Source organism: Pseudomonas sp. B21-009, from assembly GCF_024749345.1.
In the GTDB taxonomy this organism is placed as follows: domain Bacteria; phylum Pseudomonadota; class Gammaproteobacteria; order Pseudomonadales; family Pseudomonadaceae; genus Aquipseudomonas.
In genome coordinates, this window is sequence record NZ_CP087199.1 from 4,953,487 (window position 1) to 4,972,514 (window position 19,028).

A 19,028-nucleotide genomic window follows, 5' to 3' on the forward strand; every position below is an offset into this window, starting at 1 on the left:
TTGTAGTCAAGAGGCGATGGTTGTCACAGGCCGCCAAGGCCCCATCGATTCTCTTGCGAGCTAGCTGAATAAGGGATTGAACTATGCAAATCCAGGTCAATAGCGACAACCATATTCAAGGCAACATCCGGCTGGAAGAGTGGGTCCGCAGCACGGTAGAAAGCACGCTCGAACGATATGACGAAGACCTCACCCGCATCGAGGTCCACCTGCGCGACGAGAACGGCGACAAGCCAGGTCCGCACGACAAACGCTGCCAGATGGAGGCACGCCCAAAAGGCCATCAACCGATTTCCGTAAGCCACAAGTCCGCATCCCTCGACCAGGCTGTCGAAGGCGCCGCAATCAAACTGAACCACGCCCTGGAGCATTTCTACGGCAAACTGCGCAGCAAACGCGCGGTGACTCAGCAAAGCATCGACGGCGCCCAGAATGACGGGCTGTTGCAGGAAGAGTTCCTGGAGAACGAGCAAGCTCGTATCAACTGAACAAGCAGCAACGCAGACGGTAAAAAGGCGAGCCCCTGGGGCTCGCTTTTTTTATGCTCAGGTTTTTGAAAGCTTGATCAGGCCGACACCGATAAACATCCAGGCTGAGCCAATGATTGTCAGCCAGGAAGCCACTAGCATTCTGAGTCGAAGGTACCGAGGGAAGTTACGTAACTCTTCGGCATCCATCATCCCTGATCGAACACTAAGTTTCGGATAGAGCAATGCTCCACTGATTGTGCTAAGCAAATAGCAACGTGACCTCCAACCTGTCGTCCCCCATAAAGGCATCTGCTGTTGAAGCCAAAAACTCTTTTGCAGGCTCGCAATCATGGTCTCAAAGTTTCGACTTAGGGCAAGGTAAGTACTCATTGCCACACCAGACATCATGATCACGAACGGCGTGAACAAGAAGGCGAATCATAGCCCTGGATGCCAGGTGTAATATTCAAAGATCATGACTCCATGCCAACTGTACCTCTGCACTATTCAATCTTTCGATAATTTAAGAAGCGCTACGGCTATTAGCATCCAGGCAAAGCCAGTAGTCGTCAGCCAGACGGATGCAACCATTCGATACCTAAGGGGTTTGGGGAAATTTCGTATCTCGTCTGCCTCGAACAAGCCTCTACGTATTCCGATCGCCGGAAAAACCATCGCAGCGCAAACAGTGTTAACCAAGAAGCAACGTGATTTGAGACTCGAAGTGCCCCAGAACGGTACCTGTTGCTTAAGCCAACGACAGTTTGGAAGCGCGGAAATCATGGCGTTGAAGTCGCGGCTGCAGGCTATATGCGCACCTATCGCCACGCCGGAAAGACTGAGTACGAAAGGAGTCAGCATGAAAGTAAATGCCCACCAAGAACTCCAAAATCCCGTCATGGATTGACCTTTTCATATACAAATTCCCAGAGCCATTCGCCACCTGTTTCAGCTCCTGGTCCACCGGCAAGCGACCCACCAGAAAAGCTTCTGACCTCAGTAAATCGAATATTTTTACACGCCTCCGTCTCCTCTGCTCTGCAAACTTCCAAGGCGAACCTATAGGGCCCGCTTTGGAATGCTCAGGTTGCTGAAAGTTTGAGAAGGCATACACTTAGGAGCATTCCTATGCACCCCAAAATCGTGAGCCAGAACGATGCGATCAACGACCGTCGAAGGTAAGGTGGAAAGTTACGTAAGTCTTCTGCATTCAGCCTCCCGGTGCGAACACTGAAGCTCGGGAACACAAGAAAGCCCGAGACACCGGCAACCAGATTGACTCGAGCCGTCGGAAGGATCAGCCCTCCCTTTAATATCTGCTGCTCTGGCCAACGACTGTTCTTAAGGGCTGCAAGCATGACGTTCAAGTGTCGACTACTGGCCACGTATCGGTTGATAAATACGCCTGTCACACCAGTTACAATGGGGGTGAGCAGGAATGAAATCTGGATATCAGAATGCCAGGTGTAGTAATCAAATGTCATGGTTCCATCCAGTTGTAAAGTACCTTCGCCTTGGGCTCAAATAATTTCTGAATAACGAGCAAGCTCGCCTCAACTGGTAATCAACGACGCAGACAGTAAAAAGGAGAGTCCATGGGACTCGATTTTTTATGTTCAGGTTTTTGAAAGCTTGATCAGGCCGACACCGATAAACATCCACGCCGAACCAATGATGATCAACCAGGAAGCAATCAACAATCGTCGCCGAAGCCGTGGGGGAAAGTTGCGCAGATCCTCTGCGTCCATCATTCCCAGGCGGATACAGAGCTTTGGATAAAGCATTGCGCCGCAAATCGTGCTGAGCAAATAACAGCGCGATTTCAACCTGGTGGTCCCCCAGAACGGTATCTGCTGCTTGAGCCAGAGGCTGTTTGGGAGGCTGGCAATGACGAGGTCGAAGTCACGGCTTCGGGCGATGTAGGTTTCCATGACTACGCCAGATAATAGGATCACAAATGGTGCAAAACCGAAAGCGATCGCAACGCTCGGCGGCCAAGTGTTTATGTCAATCATGTTTCACCTCATAAATCTTGTCTCCTAGCCATTCTCCAAATGATCCACCGCCGCTCCCTCCTGCAAATGATCCCCCTCCCACTAGGACGATTCCACATAACGCCAGACCAATCCCGCCGCCAGCCGCAGCGGCGGCGCCACATACAGCTACAGCTGTCTTCCCTCCCAGATAGGCACCAGCACCACCACCCGCCAGCCCCCCAGAAAAACTACCAGCCTCAGTAAATCGAATCTTCTTGCATTCCTCCGTCTCCCCCGCTCTACACACTTCCTGCACTTTGAGAACCGACGCGCCGCCCCCCAGGGCAATACCGACATACCCACCGTGCTTAAGGTATTTCGCGGTCCGGGATACCTGCTCAAGGTGTGTGGCATAACCCGGGATCTCTCCCGGCGCACCGGCACGGCTCCAGTGGTGAACCAGGCTTTTGGTCGAGATGCCGAGGTCTCGACGCAGGCTGTCGTAACTGCCCAGGTTCAACGGCTTGTTGAGAAACGCCGTCTTCAACTGGGCATCCAGCTGGCGGTACAGCTGTTGGCGAGAGGCGAAAAACTGCGGGCTGTTCAGATGCCCGTAGGTGCTGAACGAGCGCTGATGCAGCTGTTCAAGCGCACGCAGGCTGTTTTCAACCTGGCTCAAACCATGGCCGAGCATGTCTTTGCCGACGCCCATCGACTGGCTGGCGCCGCTGAACAAGCCGGCGATTTCACCCTGGTAGCGGACCATGAAGTTGGCCTCTTCCTCGGTCAGCGGCGCCAGTACCTCGCGCACCTGGGCGGCAGCGGCCATCAGTTGCGCTTCCTCGCGGGTGCAACTCATGCCGTTGTCGGGGTCGCCGAGGACGAACAGCTCACCGGCCTTGAAGCCTTCGGCGAAGCTGGGGTTAAGCCGCTGCAGCCGGGCGCTGAGGTAGCGGTTTTCGCCGCCAAGCCGGGCCAGCACCTGCTGGCCCGACATGCTGCGTGGCACCACATAGAAGCCAGGCTCCAGCGTGCCGGGCGCACTGGACATGGCTGAAGCGGGCCTGGTCGTACCGATGGCGGCTGGCCTGGGCGTCGCCGCAGGCGGCTTGAAGGCCTGGCCAGCTGGCGCGGCAAAGCCGCCCGCTACCGGCGCCGCTCTGGCGCCGCCGCCATCCAGCGGCGCGACCAGGCGGTTGCTGCCGGCCGGGCAGCCGCAGTCGATCTGCGCACCATCAAAGGCGATCGGCAGCCCGTTGATGGTCCAGTCAGCATACCCTTCGGCAATCTTGCCGGCCTGGCCGCACTCCGGGCATGGCGTGGTGGCATCCCCCAGGCGCAGGCTGCCGACCCCGTTCTGCAGGTGACTGGACTGGCTGCTGAGGCAGGTCGCCCCGCTGGTGGTCGGGTCGCCATGCTGCCCGGCGCCGCGACCATTGAGGCTCAGGCGATAAACCATCGCTCACCTCGCGCTCGTGAGGAAGTCGTCCGCCATGGGTACACCTTGCTGCTTGCTGATCAGCACGGTGTTTTGTGGGGTGTCGATGATTTCATCACCGTTGCTCAAGGCACTGCCGACCAGGGCAATGGCCTGATCCTGCAGTTGCCCCTGGGCTCCGGCGCCACTGATGATGTGCGCGCGGCTGCCGTCCGGATACTCGGCATAGTCACCGGTCTGCGCCACGCGCACCACCTGGCCATCGTCCAGGGTGATGGTCAGTGGGGCGCTGGCCTGGCGAATGACACCACCCTTGCGCGTGCGGCTGCCTTGGGTTGCCAGACGATAGATGGCTTCGGTAACAGGGGATGAAACGGCTGCGCACTGTTGCGAAGTCAGCGCGTTGGTGAAGGAAGAGGTGGGTTGATTATTCCGTGTCATGTGTAGCTTCCTTGGGCAAACGAAGCCCGGAACCTAGCACGGTAAAGGTGGCCTTCTACCTGGGTAGAGGCAATTCAGAAGCATCCCACTCGGTCGTAGGATTTAGCTGTCAGATATCGCAAAAGATCGTGAGAAAAGTTACCTGAACCAACCTTCCCCCTCCCGGTCAATCACTGCATGTCTTTGCCAGATGAAGCACCATGATCAACCCTTTCGAACAGATCAACGACGCTTTCGCCCCCGAGTACCGGGTCAACCTGAGTATCGAGCGACTCGACGGCAGCATCATGCTGACCCTCTCCAACGACACCGGCATCGTCGCCAAGCGGCTGATCAGCCCGGCCCAGCGCAATGACCCGCAGCGCCTGCAGCGCTTGATCGAGAGCGTCCAGTTCGGTATCGCCATCGAACAGGGCCACAGCGCCGTGGAAATCCTCGCCGCCATGACCCGCAACGGTGCAAAAGCCGGCCAGGTTACTTCGCTTCCTCGATCTCCTTGCCACTAGCATCGATGGCTTTGGTCGACGGGTAGCGGTACGAGGCGTAGCGCACCACCAGGATCGAGAACGCCAGCAGCAGGATGCCGCCGCACACGTACAGCAAACCGGCGTCCGGCGCCTTGTGGTGCGACACGTCGCCAATCAGCAGGCGGGTCAGCGCGGTGATCGCTACATACAGCAGGAAGCGGATCGGCATGTGGTTGGTCTTGAAGTAGATCCCGACCATGGCGCCGAGCTCGAGGTAGATGAACAGCAGCAGGATGTCGTCGACGCTGACGCCCTTGCCGAGCATCTCGATGAAGGTGACCACGGCCGCGTAGGCGGTGATGCCACCGATGCCGAACAGGGCCAGGTAGTGGAACGCCTCGACGCACAGGTTGCCCAGCGAGTCGGCCGAGCCATGCAGGCTCTTGCGCAGTTTGTCAGCCCAATTGATGCTCACGATACGGTTTCCTTGATACGGCTGGAAGGATGATGCGCCAGGCGCATGACGCTTTGTCTGCATGCAGTAAAAAGGCCAGGCCCCCTGCTTGAGAAGGCGACCGATTGCCGCAAGGCACAGCCATCGCTGGCTGTGCCCCATCCTTTCAGTTCGCGGTTACCGAAACGTGTTTACTCAAGCGCTGAAGCCGGGCCGAAGAATTCGTAGCGGCTCTGCTGCTCGGGCACGCCCAGGCCCTTGAGGTGGCGCTTGATGGCGGCCATGAAGGCTTTCGGGCCGAGGAAGTAGGCGTCCACATCACGCTCTTGCGGCAACCACTGGCCAAGCTGATCGGCGCTGAGCAAACCCACGGCGTCCGCCGGCTGGCTGACGCCATCGTCCTCGGCATAGCAGTAGAAGCGCTTGACCTGCGGGTGGCGCGCCGCCAGTTCATCGACCCAGTCGCGGAAGGCGTGCACCGCGCCGTTGCGTGCGCAGTGAATGAAGTGCACCAAACGGCCGCTGTCCAGCGCCGCTTCGAGCATCGGCAAGGTCGGGGTGATGCCGACGCCGCCGCTGATCAGCACCAGCGGCTTGTCGCTGGCACTCAAGGTGAACTCGCCCGATGGCGGGAACAGGTTGATGCTGTCGCCTACCGCCAACTGCTGGTGCAGGTAGTTGGAGACTTTGCCGCCGGCTTCGCGCTTGACGCTGATGCGGTATTGGCCAGCATTGCTCAGGGCCGACAGCGAATAGTTGCGGCGCTGTTCGACGCCGTCGATCAGCAGTTGCAACCCGATGTACTGGCCAGGCTCGGCCTGCAGGATCGCGCCGCCATCAACCGGGGCGAAGTAGAACGAGACGATTTCGCTGCTCTCCTCGACCCGCTCGACCAGCTTGAATGCGCGCGCGCCACGCCAGCCACCAGGGGCCGCAGCTTTTTGTGCATAGACCTCGCCTTCGGCGCCGATGAGGATATCGGCCAGTTGCTGATAGGCCGCGCCCCAGGCGGCGATCACTTCAGGGGTGGCGATGTCTTTACCGAGGACTTCTTCGATGGCGCGCAGCAGGCAGCTACCGACAATCGGGTAATGTTCCGGCAGGATCTGCAAAGCCACATGCTTGTTGATGATCTGCCCGACCAGGCCACCCAGTTGCTCGAGCTGGTCGATGTGCCGGGCGTACATCAGCACGCCATTGGCAAGGGCCCGTGGCTGGTCGCCGCTGGCCTGGTGGGCCTGGTTGAACAGCGGGCGCACTTGGGGGTACTCGCTGAGCATCAGCTTGTAAAAATGGGTGGTCAGCGCTTCACCGCCGCTTTCCAGCAGGGGTACGGTGGCTTTGACGATTGCACGATCCTGGGCATTGAGCATGGATGACTCCTGAGCCTGTGGCTTCTTGATGAATGCCTGAGTTATTACAGCTTTCGTGCCAACTATTTAATCCATATAAATCAACAACTTATAAATTAAAGAGTCATAACGACAACATCTGCGATATAGTCATTTTGACCCACAGGAGTCTTTATGACCGCAAAATCCCTGCTCACCGCCTTGCTGCCGCTGGTCAGCGACCTGTCCCGCGAATTGCCAGAAAGCGAGCGCTACCGGCGCCTGCTCCAAGCCATGCGCAGCCTGCTGCCGTGCGATGCCGCGGCGCTGTTGCGCCTGGACGGCGAATGGCTGGTGCCCCTGGCGGTGGACGGCTTGAGCACCGATACCCTCGGGCGGCGCTTCAAGGTCGATGAACATCCACGCTTTGCCGCCATCCTCAGCCGCGAAGAGCCCACCCGCTTCGCCAGCGACAGCGACTTGCCCGACCCTTATGACGGCCTGGTCGAAGGCCTGCATCATCAGCTTGAGGTCCACGACTGCATGGGCTGCCCGCTGTTTGTCGACGAACAGCCCTGGGGCCTGATCACCCTCGATGCGCTCGACCCGGAGCAGTTCCAGCAGGTCGAGCTCGATGCCCTGCAGGCCTTTGCCAGCCTGGCTGCGGCTACGGTCAACGTTGCCGAGCGCATCGAACAACTGGCCTTGCGCGCCGAAGACGAACACCAGCGCGCCGAGGTGTATCGCCAGGCCAGCGGCCAACAGCACAAAGAACTGATCGGCCAGAGCAAGGCGCACAAACGCCTGCTGGAAGAAATCCGCCTGGTCGGCAGCAGCGACCTGACGGTGTTGATCACCGGCGAAACCGGGGTCGGCAAGGAGTTGGTGGCCCAGGCCATCCACCAGGCCTCGAGCCGCGCCGAGCGGCCGATGATCAGCCTCAACTGTGCGGCGCTGCCCGACACCCTGGTCGAGAGCGAGCTGTTCGGCCATGTGCGTGGCGCCTTTACCGGCGCGGTCGGCGAGCGCCGTGGCAAGTTCGAGCTGGCCAATGGCGGCACGTTGTTTCTCGATGAAGTCGGCGAGTTGTCGCTGAGCGTGCAGGCCAAGCTGTTGCGCGTGCTGCAAAGCGGCCAGTTGCAACGCCTGGGCTCGGACCAGGAGCACCGCGTCGATGTGCGCCTGATCGCCGCCACCAACCGCGACCTGGCCGAAGAAGTGCGCGCCGGGCGTTACCGCGCCGACTTCTACCACCGCCTGAGTGTGTATCCGCTGCTGGTACCGTCGTTGCGTGAGCGCGGGCGCGATGTGCTGCTGCTCAGCGGCTTCTTTCTTGAACAGAACCGCTCGCGCATGGGCCTCGGTAGCCTGCGCCTGAGCGCCGAAGCCCAGGCCGCGTTGCTTGCCTACAGCTGGCCGGGCAACGTGCGCGAGCTGGAACACCTGATCGGCCGCTCGGCGCTCAAGGCCCTGGGTCAACATGCACAGCGGCCGAAAATCCTCACCCTGGAGGCCGCTGACCTGGACCTGCGCCCGCTCGAGGCGCTGCCGACACAAGCCGAAACACAGCCGCTGGTCGAAGCGCCGCTGCCCGTTGGCGACCTGCGCCAGGCCCTGGATGACTACCAGCGCCAGCTGATCCAGACCTGCCTGGAGCGCCACCAGCACAACTGGGCCAGCACCGCCCGCGAGCTGGGCCTGGACCGGGCCAATCTCAGTCGCCTGGCGCGGCGCTTGGGTCTACGCTGATTTCACCGAGTGATTAAAGCCACGGGCTGCCGGGTCGATAACCTGGCATCTCCCCCTATTACTCTGCCCTGAAGGTGCCTATGGCGTCGCAAAATGCCCGCGCGGACTCGCTGTCGCTGCTGCTGTTTACCCTGCGCAGCGGCAAGCTGATGGCGATCAACCTGCTCAAGGTCAGTGAAATCATCCCCTGCCCGCCGCTGACCAAGCTGCCGGAGTCGCACCCGCACGTCAAAGGCGTGGCCACCCTGCGCGGCAACTCGCTGTCGGTCATCGACCTGTCCCGGGCCATCGGCGAACGGCCGCTGGCAGACCCGGACGGCGGCTGCCTGATCGTCACCGACATCAGCCGCTCCAAACAGGGCCTGCACGTGCAGGCGGTGAGCAAGATCGTCCATTGCCTGAGCACCGACATCAAGCCGCCGCCCTACGGCTCGGGGAGCAAGTCGTTCATCACCGGCGTGACCCGGGTCGACAACACCTTGGTGCAGGTACTGGATATCGAGAAGGTCATCCACGGCATCGCCCCGCCGCCCCATGAGGTGGCCAGCTCCGAGCTCAATGCCGAAGATGCTGCGGTACTGGCCGCCACCAACATTCTGGTGGTCGATGACAGCCAGGTGGCCCTGCAGCAGTCGGTGCACACCCTGCGCAACCTCGGCATCGAATGCCACACCGCGCGCAGCGCCAAGGATGCAATCAACACCCTGCTGGAACTGCAAGGCACCGAGCGCGAGATCAACGTAGTGGTATCGGACATCGAGATGTCAGAGATGGACGGCTACGCCTTCACCCGCACCCTGCGCGAAACCCCTGACTTCCAGCACCTCTATGTGTTGCTGCACACCTCGCTGGACAGCGCCATGAACAGCGATAAAGCCAAGGATGCCGGGGCCAACGCGGTGCTGACCAAGTTCTCCTCGCCGGAGCTGACCGACTGCCTGATCGTCGCCGCGCGCACCGTGGCCTTCGAAGAACGCTGACACATACCCGCGAAGCGCTGCGCTTGAATGTGCCTGAGGCTCAGGCACAATTGTGCGCACACCTTTGCGAGTACCCGCCATGAAAGCCCTCCTCTTCACCCTGCTCGGCTGCGCTGTGTTCAGTGCCGGCGCCCAGGCTTCCAGCAGCCAGGCCTGGAGCGAGCATGAACAGCAGGTCCTGAAAAGCTGCATCGCCGCCAGCCAGCTCAAACAGGTCAAGGCCCTGGGCAAGGCCGCCGAGTTCGACGACCGCGTCGGTTACAGCGCCTTGCTGCTCGAAGGCCGCTACCCGCAAAAACACATGAACAACCGCAAAGGCACCGAGCTGTGCCTGTTCGATAAAAAACGCAAGGCGGCTTTCGTCACCGAGTGGGCACCCGGCCAACCGTGAACAGCGCACCTGCCTCCGATATCCGTTTCGACTGCACCGGCTGTGGCAAATGCTGCACCGGGCATCATGTGCCCCTGACCTTGAGCGAAGCCCGCCACTGGGCTGACTCTGGCGGCCAGGTCATCGTCCTGGTCGAAGCCTTCCTCGCCAACGGCCTGGGCCTGCCGGCCGAGCAGCGCGAGCACGCCATGCGCCGCTCCTGGCCGGTGCCCTGCGGCAGCAGCGAAGCCTGGGTGACCATCACCTTCGCTGCCTTCAACCCCGGCCGCTGCCGCAACCTGGATGACGACAACCGCTGCGGCATCTACGAGATCCGCCCGCTGGTGTGCCGCATCTACCCGATGGAAATCAACCCGCACATCCCGCTGCGCCCCGAAGCCAAGGACTGCCCGGGCGAAGCCTGGCAAAGCGGCCCGGCGCTGATCCACGGCAATCAATTGGTCGATAAGCGCCTGGCGGAGCTGATCGAGCGTTCGCGCCAGGCCGATCGCGATGATATCCGTGCCAAGGTTGCCATCTGCCAGGCACTGGGCATCGATGTCAGCGCGCTCAAGGGCAATGGCTTTACCGCTTACCTGCCCGACACCGCAGCATTGGCCCAGGCCCTGCAACAACCGGCGCTGGAGCAGCCGCTGGCGCCGTGGACGCTGCATGTGGTCGACCCGCAACTGAGCGCCGAGCTTGAAGCCTGCGGTGCGCAGGTGCGCAGCGAGCCGAGCCTGTACTACAGCTTCATCGGTTTTTGAATCACCCTACTGGCAGCGCCGCCAGAACTCATCCGCCAAGCGGCGCAGGTCTTGCGCCAGCCCGGCCACGTCGGTGGCGCTCAGGTGGCTCTGCTGGCCGACCTGCACCGTGGCTTCGCTGGCCTGGCGAATGCTGATGATGTTGCGGTTGATGCTCTCGCTGACCTGGCTTTGCTGCTCGACTGCAGCGGCAATCTGCAGGCTCATTTCACTGATCTGGTTGACCCGCAGGCTGATGCCGTCCAGGGCGCTGGCGGCGCGCTGCGCCTGTTCGACACTGTGCCCGGCATGTTCGCTGCTCTGCTGCATGACCTGCACCGCTTCGCGCGCACCATTTTGCAGGGCGCTGATCATCCGCTGGATTTCGTGGGTCGACTGCGCGGTGCGCTGGGCCAGGCCGCGTACTTCGTCGGCAACCACGGCAAAACCACGGCCCTGGTCTCCGGCTCGCGCCGCTTCGATGGCAGCGTTGAGGGCCAGCAGGTTGGTCTGCTCGGCGATGCCGCGAATCACCTCGAGCACCCCGGTGATCTCGCTGCTGTGGCTTTCCAGATTGTGGATAACTTCGGTGGCCGAATTCAGCGAGTTGGCCAGGTTCTGGATGGCGCTGCGGTTGAGATCGACCAGTTGATGCCCGGCCTGGGTTTCCCCTTCGGCCTGGTCGGCAGCCTGCGAGGCTTGCTGGGCGCTGCTGGCAACCTGGGCAACGCTGGCGGCCATCTGGTTGATCGCGGTGGCCACCTGGTCGGCTTCGCTTTGTTGCTCCAGGCTGTTGCTGTGGCTGCTTTGCAGCGACTGGGCAAGGCTGCCGGTATGCCCGGCCAGGCGCCGCGAGGTATCGCCGATACGCCCGACCACCGCGCCCAACTGGCCCTTGAGCATGCGCAGGGCGAAGTCGATCTGGCCGATGCCGTCGCGCCGGCCGGTGTACAGCTGCTGGCTCAAGGGGTTGTCGGCAATCGCCTGGGCCTGCACGCGCAGGCGCTCCAGCGGGCGCAGGGCAATGAAGATCATCAACGCCGCCAGGCCGCTGGCCACAATCAGCTCCAGCGCACCTTGCCATGGCAGCACCGGCAGCAGCAGGCGACTGATGGCAAACACCGCCGCCAACGCCAGGGTCACCCCGCCCCACAACTGCCAGCCCAACCCCAGCACCGGCAGACGCTGCCACCAGCGGTTGCGGCCACTGCGCAGGTGGGCGTAACAACGCTCAGCGGCCTCGACCTGCTCGGCACTGGGCTTGGTCCGCACCGACTGGTACTCCATGGCCTGACCGTTGCTGGAGATGGGCGTAACAAAGGCGCTGACCCAGTAATGGTCGCCGTTCTTGCAACGGTTTTTCACCAGGCCCATCCATGAGCGGCCGCTCTTCAGCGTTTGCCACATCTGCGCGAAAGCCTGGGGCGGCATGTCCGGGTGGCGGACGATATGGTGGGGGTTGCCGATCAACTCTTCGCGGGTAAAGCCACTGATCTTGATGAAATCGTCATTGGCGTAGGTGATCTGGCTGGTCAGGTCAGTGGTGGAAAGGATATTGGCGTCACCGGGATAATCCACATTGCGACCGGTCACAGGCAAATTGCTCTTCATCGGAGGCACTCGTTTTTGTCGGGGAGAATCGGCAGGGCGTACGACTCTAGTGGCAAATTTTTGCGCAATCTTGATCCAGCTCAGGATATTGGCACTTGGCCATTACCGAGCTGAAATACACAGATTCTGCTGTGTTGGCAGGTCGGGCCTCATCGCGGGTCAAGCCCGCTCCCACAAAGGAGCGGTGTACGCCAAACCTGTCAGCGCTGTCAGTTAGCGGTCACGCTGCTGACCTGATTGAGCAGCTATAACGCTAAATACCCACCCCTCCGTCCGCGGTGCCCTGCAAGCATGCGAATCAAGCCTCGTTCCGTCGTTATCTGCGCCCTGCTCATCGCCCTGGCAGGCATCGCCCTGTGGCTGGTCAACCGCCCCGGCAAGGAACAATCCACCACCAGTAGCGCCATCCCGGTGCGCGTGGTCAGCGTCAAGCAGCAGGACGTGCCGCGCTTTGTCAGCGGCATCGGTTCGGTGCTGTCGCTGCACAGCGTGGTGATTCGCCCGCAGGTCGAAGGGCTGCTGACGCAGTTGCTGGTCAAGGAAGGCCAGGCGGTCAAGCAAGGCGACCTGCTGGCCACCATCGACGACCGTTCGATCCGCGCCAGCCTCGAACAGGCCAAGGCCCAGCTGGGCCAGAGCCAGGCGCAGTTGCAAGTGGCCGAAGTCGACCTCAAGCGCTATAGGCTGCTGAGCACCGACAACAGCGTCTCCAAGCAGACGCTCGACCAGCAGCAGGCACTGTTAAACCAGCTCAAGGCCACGGTACTCGGCAACCAGGCGGCGATTGCCGCCGCTCAGGTACAACTTTCATACACACAGATTCGCTCGCCGGTGACCGGCCGGGTCGGTATTCGCAATGTCGATGAAGGCAACTTCCTGCGCGTGGCCGACACCCAGGGGCTGTTCAGCGTGACCCAGATCGACCCGATCGGTGTCGAATTCTCGCTGCCGCAGCAACAGCTGCCAACCCTGCAGGGCCTGCTCACCGCGCCAACCCCGGCGGTGGTGCAAGCCTACCTGGAAGGCGACGGCGACAGTGGCGGCACACTGCTGGGCGAGGGCAGGCTTAGCCTGATCGACAACCAGGTGGCAGCCAACACCGGCACCATCCGGGTCAAGGCCGAGTTCGCCAACCCGGATGCGCGGCTGTGGCCCGGGCAACTGGTGACCCTCAAACTGCAGACCGCGCTGGATCAAAAAGCCCTGGTGGTGCCACCGCAAGTGGTGCAGCGCGGCATCGACGGCCATTACGTGTACCGCCTCCATGGCGACAAGGTCGACAGCGTGCCGGTCAAGGTGCTGTACCAGGACAGTGTGCTGAACATCATTGCCGGGGTCGCAGCTGGCGACCAGTTGGTGTCCGACGGCCAGTCGCGGCTCAAGCCCGGCGCCCATGTCGAAGTCGCCCCTGAGGCGCCGCCGCCAGAAGACGTGACCAGCGCCAAGGTGCAGCCATGAACCCGCGCGGCTCGATCAGCGCCTGGTGCATCGACCGCCCGATCGCCACCCTGCTACTGACCTTCGCCCTGGTGCTGCTCGGGGTCATCGCCTTTCCGCGCCTGCCGGTGGCGCCATTGCCCGAAGCCGATTTCCCGACCATCCAGGTCACCGCGCAACTGCCCGGCGCCAGCCCGGAAACCATGGCCTCGTCGGTGGCCACGCCGCTTGAGGTACAGTTCAGCGCCATCCCCGGCATGACCCAGATGACCTCCAGCAGCGCCCTGGGCTCGACCAACCTGATCTTGCAGTTCACCCTCGACAAGAGCATCGACACCGCCGCCCAGGAAGTCCAGGCGGCAATCAACACCGCCACCGCGCGCCTGCCCCAGGACATGCCCAGCCCGCCAACCTGGCGCAAGGTCAACCCGGCCGACAGCCCGGTGCTGATTCTTACCGTAAGCTCGGCGCAGATGCCGGCCAACGAGCTCAGTGATTACGCCGAAACCCTGCTGGCCCGCCAGTTGAGCCAGATCGACGGGGTCGGCCTGATCAACATCACCGGGCAGTTGCGCCCGGCCATCCGCGTGCAGGCCCAGCCAGAAAAACTCGCCGCCCTGGGCCTGACCCTGGCCGACCTGCGCCAGGCCATCCAGCAGACCAGCCTGAACCTGGCCAAGGGCGCGCTGTACGGGCAGAACAGCGTGTCGACCATCGCCACCAACGACCAGTTGTTCCACCCCGAGGAATACGCCCAGCTGATCGTCTCGTACCGCGACGGCGCGCCGGTGCACCTGCAGGATGTTGCCAAGGTCATCAATGGCGCCGAAAACGCTTACGTCAAAGCCTGGTCCGGCGAGCAGCAGGGCCTGAACCTGGTGGTGTTCCGCCAGCCCGGGGCGAACATCGTCGATACCGTCGACGGCATCATGGCGGCCTTGCCGGGGCTTGAGCAGATGCTGCCGGCATCCGTGCAGGTGTCGGTGCTCAACGACCGCACCCAGACCATCCGCGCCTCGCTGCACGAGGTGGAGATCACCCTGATGATCGCCGTGCTGCTGGTGATCGGGGTAATGGCGCTGTTCCTGCGCCAATGGTCGGCGACCCTGATCGTGTCGAGCGTGCTCGGTGTGTCGCTGGTGGCCAGCTTCGCCCTGATGTACCTGTTCGGTTTCAGCCTGAACAACCTGACCCTGGTGGCCATCGTCATCTCCGTGGGCTTTGTGGTCGATGACGCAATCGTGGTGGTGGAGAACATCCACCGTCACCTGGAAGCCGGTGACGGCATGCGCGAGGCGGCGATCAAGGGCTCGGGCGAAATCGGCTTTACCGTGGTGTCGATCAGTTTTTCGCTGATTGCCGCGTTCATTCCGCTGCTGTTCATGGGCGGCGTGGTCGGGCGGCTGTTCAAGGAGTTCGCCCTCACCGCCACCTCGACCATCCTGATTTCCGTGGTAGTGTCGCTGACCCTGGCGCCGACCCTCTGCGCCCTGTTCATGCGCCGCCCGCAGCACAACGCCCATGACACCCCGAGCCGCCTGCTCGGCTGGTACGAGCGCGGGCTGGTCAAGGCCCTGGCCCACCAGCGACTCATGCTGGGTATATTCGGCCTGACCTTCGCCCTGGCAGTGGTCGGCTACATTGCCATCCCCAAAGGCTTCTTCCCGGTGCAGGACACCGGCTTCGTGCTCGGCACCAGCGAGGCGGCGGCCGATGTCTCCTACCCGGACATGCTCGAAAAACATAAGGCGCTGGCCAGGATCGTCGAGGCCGACCCGGCCGTGCGAGCCTTCTCCCATGCTGTCGGGGTCACCGGCAGCAACCAGACCATCGCCAACGGCCGCTTCTGGATCGCCCTCAAGGACCGCGGCGATCGCGACGTCTCGGCCAGCGAATTCATCGACCGCCTGCGGCCGAAACTGGCCAAGGTGCCGGGCGTGGTCTTGTACCTGCGCGCCGGCCAGGACATCAACCTCAGCTCCGGACCAAGCCGCAGCCAGTACCAGTACGTGCTCAAGAGCAATGACGGCCCGGCGCTGAACCTCTGGACCCAGCGCCTGACCGAGCGGCTGAAGGCCAACCCGGCCTTTCGCGACCTGTCCAACGACCTGCAACTGGGCGCCAGCGTTACCCGCATCGACATCGACCGCAAGGCCGCGGCGCGTTTCGGCCTGACCACCACCGACGTCGACCAGGCGCTCTACGATGCCTTCGGCCAGCGGCAGATCAGCGAGTTCCAGACCGAGACCAACCAGTACAAGGTGATCCTCGAACTCGACGCCCGCCAGCGCGGCAAGGCCGAGAGCCTCAACTACTTCTACCTGCGCTCGCCCTTGAACGGCGAGATGGTGCCGTTGTCGGTGCTGGCCAAGGTCGCGGCGCCGAGCACCGGGCCGTTGTCGATTGCCCATGACGGCCTGTTCCCGGCCGCCAACTTGTCGTTCAACCTGGCCCCCGGCGTCGCCTTGGGCGACGCGGTGCAGATTCTTGAACGCACCCAGCGCGAACTGGGCATGCCCGATTCGATCATCGGCACCTTCCAGGGTGCGGCCCAGGCCTTCCAGAGTTCGCTGTCGAGCCAGCCGTGGCTGATCCTCGCGGCGCTAGTGGCGGTGTACATCATCCTCGGCGTGCTCTACGAGAGCTTCGTCCATCCGCTGACCATCATCTCCACCCTGCCCTCGGCCGGGCTCGGCGCCCTGGCGCTGTTGTGGCTGTCGGGCGAGGATTTTTCGATCATGGGCTTGATCGGCATCGTGCTGCTGATTGGCATCGTCAAGAAGAACGGCATCCTGCTCATCGATTTTGCCCTCGACGCCCAGCGCCACCAGGGCCTGAGCGCCGAAGAGGCGATCCACAAGGCCTGCCTGACACGTTTTCGGCCGATCATGATGACCACCCTCGCCGCCCTGCTTGGCGCCGTGCCGCTGATGTTCGGCATGGGCGCCGGCGCCGAGCTGCGCCAGCCACTGGGCATTGCTGTGGTCGGCGGGCTGCTGGTCAGCCAGGCGCTGACACTGTTCACCACACCGGTCATATACTTGGCCCTGGAACGCCTGTTCCACCGGCGCCAGACGGCCGTGACCATGGCGCAAACCGATGCCAGTTGAGAGCCGACCATGCGTGTGCTGATTATCGAAGACGAACAAAAGACCGCCGACTACCTGCACCGCGGCCTCAGCGAGCAAGGCTTTACCGTGGACCTGGCGCGCGACGGTATCGATGGCCTGCACATGGCCCTGGAAGGCGACTATGCGGTGATCGTCCTCGATGTGATGCTCCCGGGCCTGGACGGCTACGGTGTGCTGCGCGCCCTGCGTGCGCGCAAGCAGACGCCGGTGATCATGCTCACCGCCCGCGAGCGGGTCGAAGACCGCATCCACGGCCTGCGCGAAGGCGCCGACGACTACCTTGGCAAACCGTTCTCGTTCCTCGAACTGGTCGCCCGCCTGCAAGCCCTGACCCGCCGTGGCGGCGGCCATGAGCCGGTGCAGATCCAGGTCGCCGACCTCTGGGTCGACCTGATCAGCCGCAAGGCCAGCCGCGCCGGGCAGCGCCTGGAGCTGACCGCCAAGGAGTTCTCGCTGCTCAGCGTGCTGGCCCGCCGGCATGGCGAAATTCTGTCGAAAACGGCGATTGCCGAGCTGGTCTGGGATATCAATTTCGACAGCGACGCCAATGTTGTCGAAGTGGCGATCAAGCGCCTGCGCGCCAAGCTCGACGGGCCTTTCGAAACCAAACTGCTGCACACCATCCGAGGCATGGGCTATGTTCTGGAAAACCGTGCCGACTAACTCCATCGCCCTGCGCCTGAGCGCGCTGTTCACCCTGGTGGCACTGGGTGTGTTCCTGGTGATCGGTACCGCGCTGTACAAGCAGGTCGACCGCAGCCTCGACCTGCTGCCCACCGCCGAGCTTGAAGCGCGCTTCAGCGTGCTGGAGTCGTCGCTGACCCGCTACGACACCCGCGAGCACTGGCAGAAGATCACCAACAAACTCAATTTGCTCAGCGAAGAAGACCGGCGCATCCGCTTCTGGGTGGTCAGCGACGGTAGCCCGTTCGAGTATGGCCAGCCAGACGCCAGCATCCGCACCTTTGCCCAGGGCCGGCTGGGCATGCGCGACCTGCACCTGGCCGCCAGCCCCTACCCTTACAAGGTACTGGTCAGCGAACTGCCGGCCATGGGCAAGCGCCCGGCCCTGCGCTTTTTGATCGGCATCGACACCGAGACTTTCTGGCAAACCCAGCACACCTTGCTGGTGGCGATCATCAGCCTGTCGGTGCTGGGCGTGGTGCTGGCCTCGTTGCTCGGTTACTGGGTGGCGCGCTATGGTTTGCGGCCGTTGCTGGCACTCTCGGCCGAAGCTCAAAAGCTGGCGCCACCGCGCCTGAGCGGGCGCCTGCAACTGGCCGACCTCGCCCCGGAGCTGGCGCAGTTCGCCAGCGCCTTCAACTCGACCCTGGAGCGCGTCGACCAGGCCTACAGCCGCCTGGAAGCCTTCAACGCCGACGTCGCCCATGAACTGCGCTCGCCGCTGACCAACCTGATCGGCCAGACCCAGGTCGCCCTGACCCGTGGGCGCAGCGCCGAGCACTACTTCGAGGTGCTGCAATCGAACCTTGAAGAACTCGAGCGCCTGCGCAGCATCATCAACGACATGCTCTTCCTCGCCAGCGCCGACCAGGGCAGCAAAGCCACGGCGCTGACCAGCACCTCGCTGGCCGAAGAAGTGGCGACCACCCTCGACTACTTGGACTACATCCTCGAGGACGCGTGCATCAGCGTCCAGGTCAGTGGTGATGCCCAAGCGCGCATCGAAAAGGCCCAGTTGCGCCGGGCGCTGATCAACCTGCTGAACAACGCGGTGCAGCACACCTTGCCCGAGCAGGTGATCCAGGTGCGCATCGAGGAACAGGACGGCCAGGTGAGCATCGCCGTGAGCAACCCGGGGCCGGCGATTGGCGAGGAACACCTGGCGATGCTGTTCGAGCGCTTCTACCGGGTGGATGCAGCGCGCAGCAACAGCGGCGCCGGCAACCACGGGCTGGGGCTGGCGATCGTCAAGGCGATTGCGCTGATGCATGGCGGCAGCGTGTTCGTGCGCAGCCAGGCGGGGGCCAATACCTTCGGGATCCTGTTGCCGGCCTGAGGGCCTCATCGCGGGTCCGGTGTACACAGATCCATTGTGGGAGCGGGCTTGACCCGCGATGACTATTACCTTTGACGCAACAGTGCTTATCCTAAAAGTAACTGTTTCTATCACCCATTTCCGACTAATTTAGTCAAACCTAATCCACACTTGCCAAGCAAGAAGGTTGTTGCAAATGTCCAACAGTATGGGTGTTGCCAGCGTATTCGTCCTGTCGTCCCTGTTGCTGTCGCCACTGGCCATGGCTGAAGAATCCCCGGCCTTTGTTGCCCGTAATGCCGAGCGCGCCGCCGTCGTTCAGGAAGCCTTCGCCGCGCAACGTTCCGAGCAGGCCAAAGGCCTGGAACAGACCGCTTCCAAGGCTCAAACGAGTGACGCTTCCGATAGCTGATAGCGACACGCTCCAC

Annotated in this window: 19 protein-coding genes and 1 pseudogene; 11 read left to right on the plus strand and 9 right to left on the minus strand. The window is 62.3% G+C overall.

Annotated features, from left to right (window positions below):
* Window positions 1–83 precede the first annotated feature (83 nt).
* Entirely contained in the window at window positions 84–488 is a 405-nt protein-coding gene (locus tag LOY34_RS22820) for an HPF/RaiA family ribosome-associated protein (protein WP_123566506.1), read from the plus strand.
* Between the two features lie 57 nt (window positions 489–545).
* Here the strand turns inward: LOY34_RS22820 and LOY34_RS22825 are convergent, their stop codons facing one another.
* The 5 genes from LOY34_RS22825 to LOY34_RS22845 form a co-directional block, all read right to left on the minus strand.
* Window positions 546–860 (minus strand): hypothetical protein, encoded by a 315-nt coding sequence (locus LOY34_RS22825; RefSeq protein ID WP_195884999.1) that lies wholly within the window; start codon window positions 858–860, stop codon window positions 546–548.
* Between the two features lie 692 nt (window positions 861–1,552).
* On the minus strand, window positions 1,553–1,954 hold the full coding sequence (locus tag LOY34_RS22830) for a hypothetical protein (protein WP_195885000.1): 402 nt from the start codon (window positions 1,952–1,954) through the stop codon (window positions 1,553–1,555).
* 132 nt (window positions 1,955–2,086) lie between these two features.
* On the minus strand, window positions 2,087–2,485 hold the full coding sequence (locus LOY34_RS22835; RefSeq protein ID WP_258664043.1) for a hypothetical protein: 399 nt from the start codon (window positions 2,483–2,485) through the stop codon (window positions 2,087–2,089).
* A complete protein-coding gene (locus LOY34_RS22840; RefSeq protein WP_195885002.1) occupies window positions 2,478–3,905 on the minus strand; it encodes a PAAR domain-containing protein in 1,428 nt (475 codons plus the stop codon). The genes LOY34_RS22835 and LOY34_RS22840 overlap by 8 nt, the downstream gene beginning before the upstream one ends.
* A gap of 3 nt (window positions 3,906–3,908) precedes the next feature.
* A complete protein-coding gene (locus tag LOY34_RS22845; RefSeq protein ID WP_195885003.1) occupies window positions 3,909–4,325 on the minus strand; it encodes a hypothetical protein in 417 nt (138 codons plus the stop codon).
* Window positions 4,326–4,525: 200 nt separating this feature from the next.
* On the opposite strand from LOY34_RS22845, the gene LOY34_RS22850 reads away from it, so the two are divergent.
* A complete protein-coding gene (locus LOY34_RS22850) occupies window positions 4,526–4,831 on the plus strand; it encodes a DUF3509 domain-containing protein (RefSeq protein ID WP_123566509.1) in 306 nt (101 codons plus the stop codon).
* Here LOY34_RS22850 and LOY34_RS22855 read toward each other — a convergent pair.
* Window positions 4,800–5,267: a phosphate-starvation-inducible protein PsiE gene (locus LOY34_RS22855; protein ID WP_093379589.1), complete on the minus strand. Its 468-nt coding sequence runs from the start codon at window positions 5,265–5,267 to the stop codon at window positions 4,800–4,802. The two genes, LOY34_RS22850 and LOY34_RS22855, sit on opposite strands and share 32 nt — an antisense overlap.
* 170 nt (window positions 5,268–5,437) lie before the next feature.
* A complete protein-coding gene (gene hmpA, locus LOY34_RS22860) occupies window positions 5,438–6,619 on the minus strand; it encodes an NO-inducible flavohemoprotein (protein ID WP_123566510.1) in 1,182 nt (393 codons plus the stop codon).
* A 153-nt stretch (window positions 6,620–6,772) separates the two neighbouring features.
* On the opposite strand from hmpA, the gene norR reads away from it, so the two are divergent.
* The 4 genes from norR (at window position 6,773) to LOY34_RS22880 (ending at window position 10,443) form a co-directional block, all read left to right on the plus strand.
* Window positions 6,773–8,326, plus strand: a complete 1,554-nt coding sequence (norR, locus tag LOY34_RS22865) for a nitric oxide reductase transcriptional regulator NorR (RefSeq protein WP_258664044.1) — start codon at window positions 6,773–6,775, stop codon at window positions 8,324–8,326.
* A gap of 80 nt (window positions 8,327–8,406) precedes the next feature.
* A complete protein-coding gene (locus tag LOY34_RS22870) occupies window positions 8,407–9,306 on the plus strand; it encodes a chemotaxis protein (RefSeq protein WP_045197161.1) in 900 nt (299 codons plus the stop codon).
* Window positions 9,307–9,385: 79 nt separating this feature from the next.
* The gene (locus LOY34_RS22875) at window positions 9,386–9,697 is read left to right on the plus strand and encodes a hypothetical protein (protein WP_093379574.1); all 312 of its coding nucleotides are present in this window, start codon (window positions 9,386–9,388) and stop codon (window positions 9,695–9,697) included.
* A complete protein-coding gene (locus LOY34_RS22880; protein WP_195885005.1) occupies window positions 9,694–10,443 on the plus strand; it encodes a YkgJ family cysteine cluster protein in 750 nt (249 codons plus the stop codon). Before LOY34_RS22875 ends, LOY34_RS22880 begins: the two co-directional genes overlap by 4 nt.
* Before the next feature lie 6 nt (window positions 10,444–10,449).
* Here LOY34_RS22880 and LOY34_RS22885 read toward each other — a convergent pair whose 3' ends face one another.
* Both LOY34_RS22885 and LOY34_RS27625 read right to left on the minus strand, forming a co-directional pair.
* Window positions 10,450–11,535 carry a methyl-accepting chemotaxis protein gene (locus LOY34_RS22885; RefSeq protein ID WP_371128667.1) on the minus strand — a complete coding sequence of 362 codons (1,086 nt, stop codon included), beginning with the start codon at window positions 11,533–11,535 and terminating at the stop codon, window positions 10,450–10,452.
* Window positions 11,536–11,751: 216 nt separating this feature from the next.
* Window positions 11,752–12,033 (minus strand): annotated as a pseudogene (locus LOY34_RS27625) (PAS domain-containing protein); the annotation flags it as partial.
* Between the two features lie 291 nt (window positions 12,034–12,324).
* Between LOY34_RS27625 and LOY34_RS22890 the strand changes: the two are divergent.
* From LOY34_RS22890 to LOY34_RS22910, 5 genes are all read left to right on the plus strand, one after another.
* The gene (locus LOY34_RS22890; RefSeq protein WP_258664045.1) at window positions 12,325–13,491 is read left to right on the plus strand and encodes an efflux RND transporter periplasmic adaptor subunit; all 1,167 of its coding nucleotides are present in this window, start codon (window positions 12,325–12,327) and stop codon (window positions 13,489–13,491) included.
* Complete coding sequence (locus tag LOY34_RS22895; protein WP_195885007.1) at window positions 13,488–16,580, plus strand: multidrug efflux RND transporter permease subunit; 3,093 nt, start codon at window positions 13,488–13,490, stop codon at window positions 16,578–16,580. The genes LOY34_RS22890 and LOY34_RS22895 overlap by 4 nt, the downstream gene beginning before the upstream one ends.
* A gap of 9 nt (window positions 16,581–16,589) precedes the next feature.
* On the plus strand, window positions 16,590–17,264 hold the full coding sequence (locus LOY34_RS22900) for a heavy metal response regulator transcription factor (RefSeq protein ID WP_045197149.1): 675 nt from the start codon (window positions 16,590–16,592) through the stop codon (window positions 17,262–17,264).
* The gene (locus LOY34_RS22905) at window positions 17,239–18,621 is read left to right on the plus strand and encodes a heavy metal sensor histidine kinase (protein WP_195885008.1); all 1,383 of its coding nucleotides are present in this window, start codon (window positions 17,239–17,241) and stop codon (window positions 18,619–18,621) included. The genes LOY34_RS22900 and LOY34_RS22905 overlap by 26 nt, the downstream gene beginning before the upstream one ends.
* Before the next feature lie 175 nt (window positions 18,622–18,796).
* The gene (locus LOY34_RS22910) at window positions 18,797–19,012 is read left to right on the plus strand and encodes a hypothetical protein (RefSeq protein ID WP_045197146.1); all 216 of its coding nucleotides are present in this window, start codon (window positions 18,797–18,799) and stop codon (window positions 19,010–19,012) included.
* Window positions 19,013–19,028 lie beyond the last annotated feature (16 nt).

What these genes read in the sequence shown, in the direction of transcription:
- LOY34_RS22820 (WP_123566506.1), top strand. Translation starts at nt 84, where the DNA reads ATGCAAATCCAGGTCAATAGCGACAACCATATTCAAGGCAACATCCGG.
- LOY34_RS22825 (WP_195884999.1), bottom strand. Translation starts at nt 860, where the DNA reads ATGAGTACTTACCTTGCCCTAAGTCGAAACTTTGAGACCATGATTGCG.
- LOY34_RS22830 (WP_195885000.1), bottom strand. Translation starts at nt 1,954, where the DNA reads ATGACATTTGATTACTACACCTGGCATTCTGATATCCAGATTTCATTC.
- LOY34_RS22835 (WP_258664043.1), bottom strand. Translation starts at nt 2,485, where the DNA reads ATGATTGACATAAACACTTGGCCGCCGAGCGTTGCGATCGCTTTCGGT.
- LOY34_RS22840 (WP_195885002.1), bottom strand. Translation starts at nt 3,905, where the DNA reads ATGGTTTATCGCCTGAGCCTCAATGGTCGCGGCGCCGGGCAGCATGGC.
- LOY34_RS22845 (WP_195885003.1), bottom strand. Translation starts at nt 4,325, where the DNA reads ATGACACGGAATAATCAACCCACCTCTTCCTTCACCAACGCGCTGACT.
- LOY34_RS22850 (WP_123566509.1), top strand. Translation starts at nt 4,526, where the DNA reads ATGATCAACCCTTTCGAACAGATCAACGACGCTTTCGCCCCCGAGTAC.
- hmpA (WP_123566510.1), bottom strand. Translation starts at nt 6,619, where the DNA reads ATGCTCAATGCCCAGGATCGTGCAATCGTCAAAGCCACCGTACCCCTG.
- norR (WP_258664044.1), top strand. Translation starts at nt 6,773, where the DNA reads ATGACCGCAAAATCCCTGCTCACCGCCTTGCTGCCGCTGGTCAGCGAC.
- LOY34_RS22870 (WP_045197161.1), top strand. Translation starts at nt 8,407, where the DNA reads ATGGCGTCGCAAAATGCCCGCGCGGACTCGCTGTCGCTGCTGCTGTTT.
- LOY34_RS22875 (WP_093379574.1), top strand. Translation starts at nt 9,386, where the DNA reads ATGAAAGCCCTCCTCTTCACCCTGCTCGGCTGCGCTGTGTTCAGTGCC.
- LOY34_RS22890 (WP_258664045.1), top strand. Translation starts at nt 12,325, where the DNA reads ATGCGAATCAAGCCTCGTTCCGTCGTTATCTGCGCCCTGCTCATCGCC.
- LOY34_RS22895 (WP_195885007.1), top strand. Translation starts at nt 13,488, where the DNA reads ATGAACCCGCGCGGCTCGATCAGCGCCTGGTGCATCGACCGCCCGATC.
- LOY34_RS22900 (WP_045197149.1), top strand. Translation starts at nt 16,590, where the DNA reads ATGCGTGTGCTGATTATCGAAGACGAACAAAAGACCGCCGACTACCTG.
- LOY34_RS22905 (WP_195885008.1), top strand. Translation starts at nt 17,239, where the DNA reads ATGTTCTGGAAAACCGTGCCGACTAACTCCATCGCCCTGCGCCTGAGC.
- LOY34_RS22910 (WP_045197146.1), top strand. Translation starts at nt 18,797, where the DNA reads ATGTCCAACAGTATGGGTGTTGCCAGCGTATTCGTCCTGTCGTCCCTG.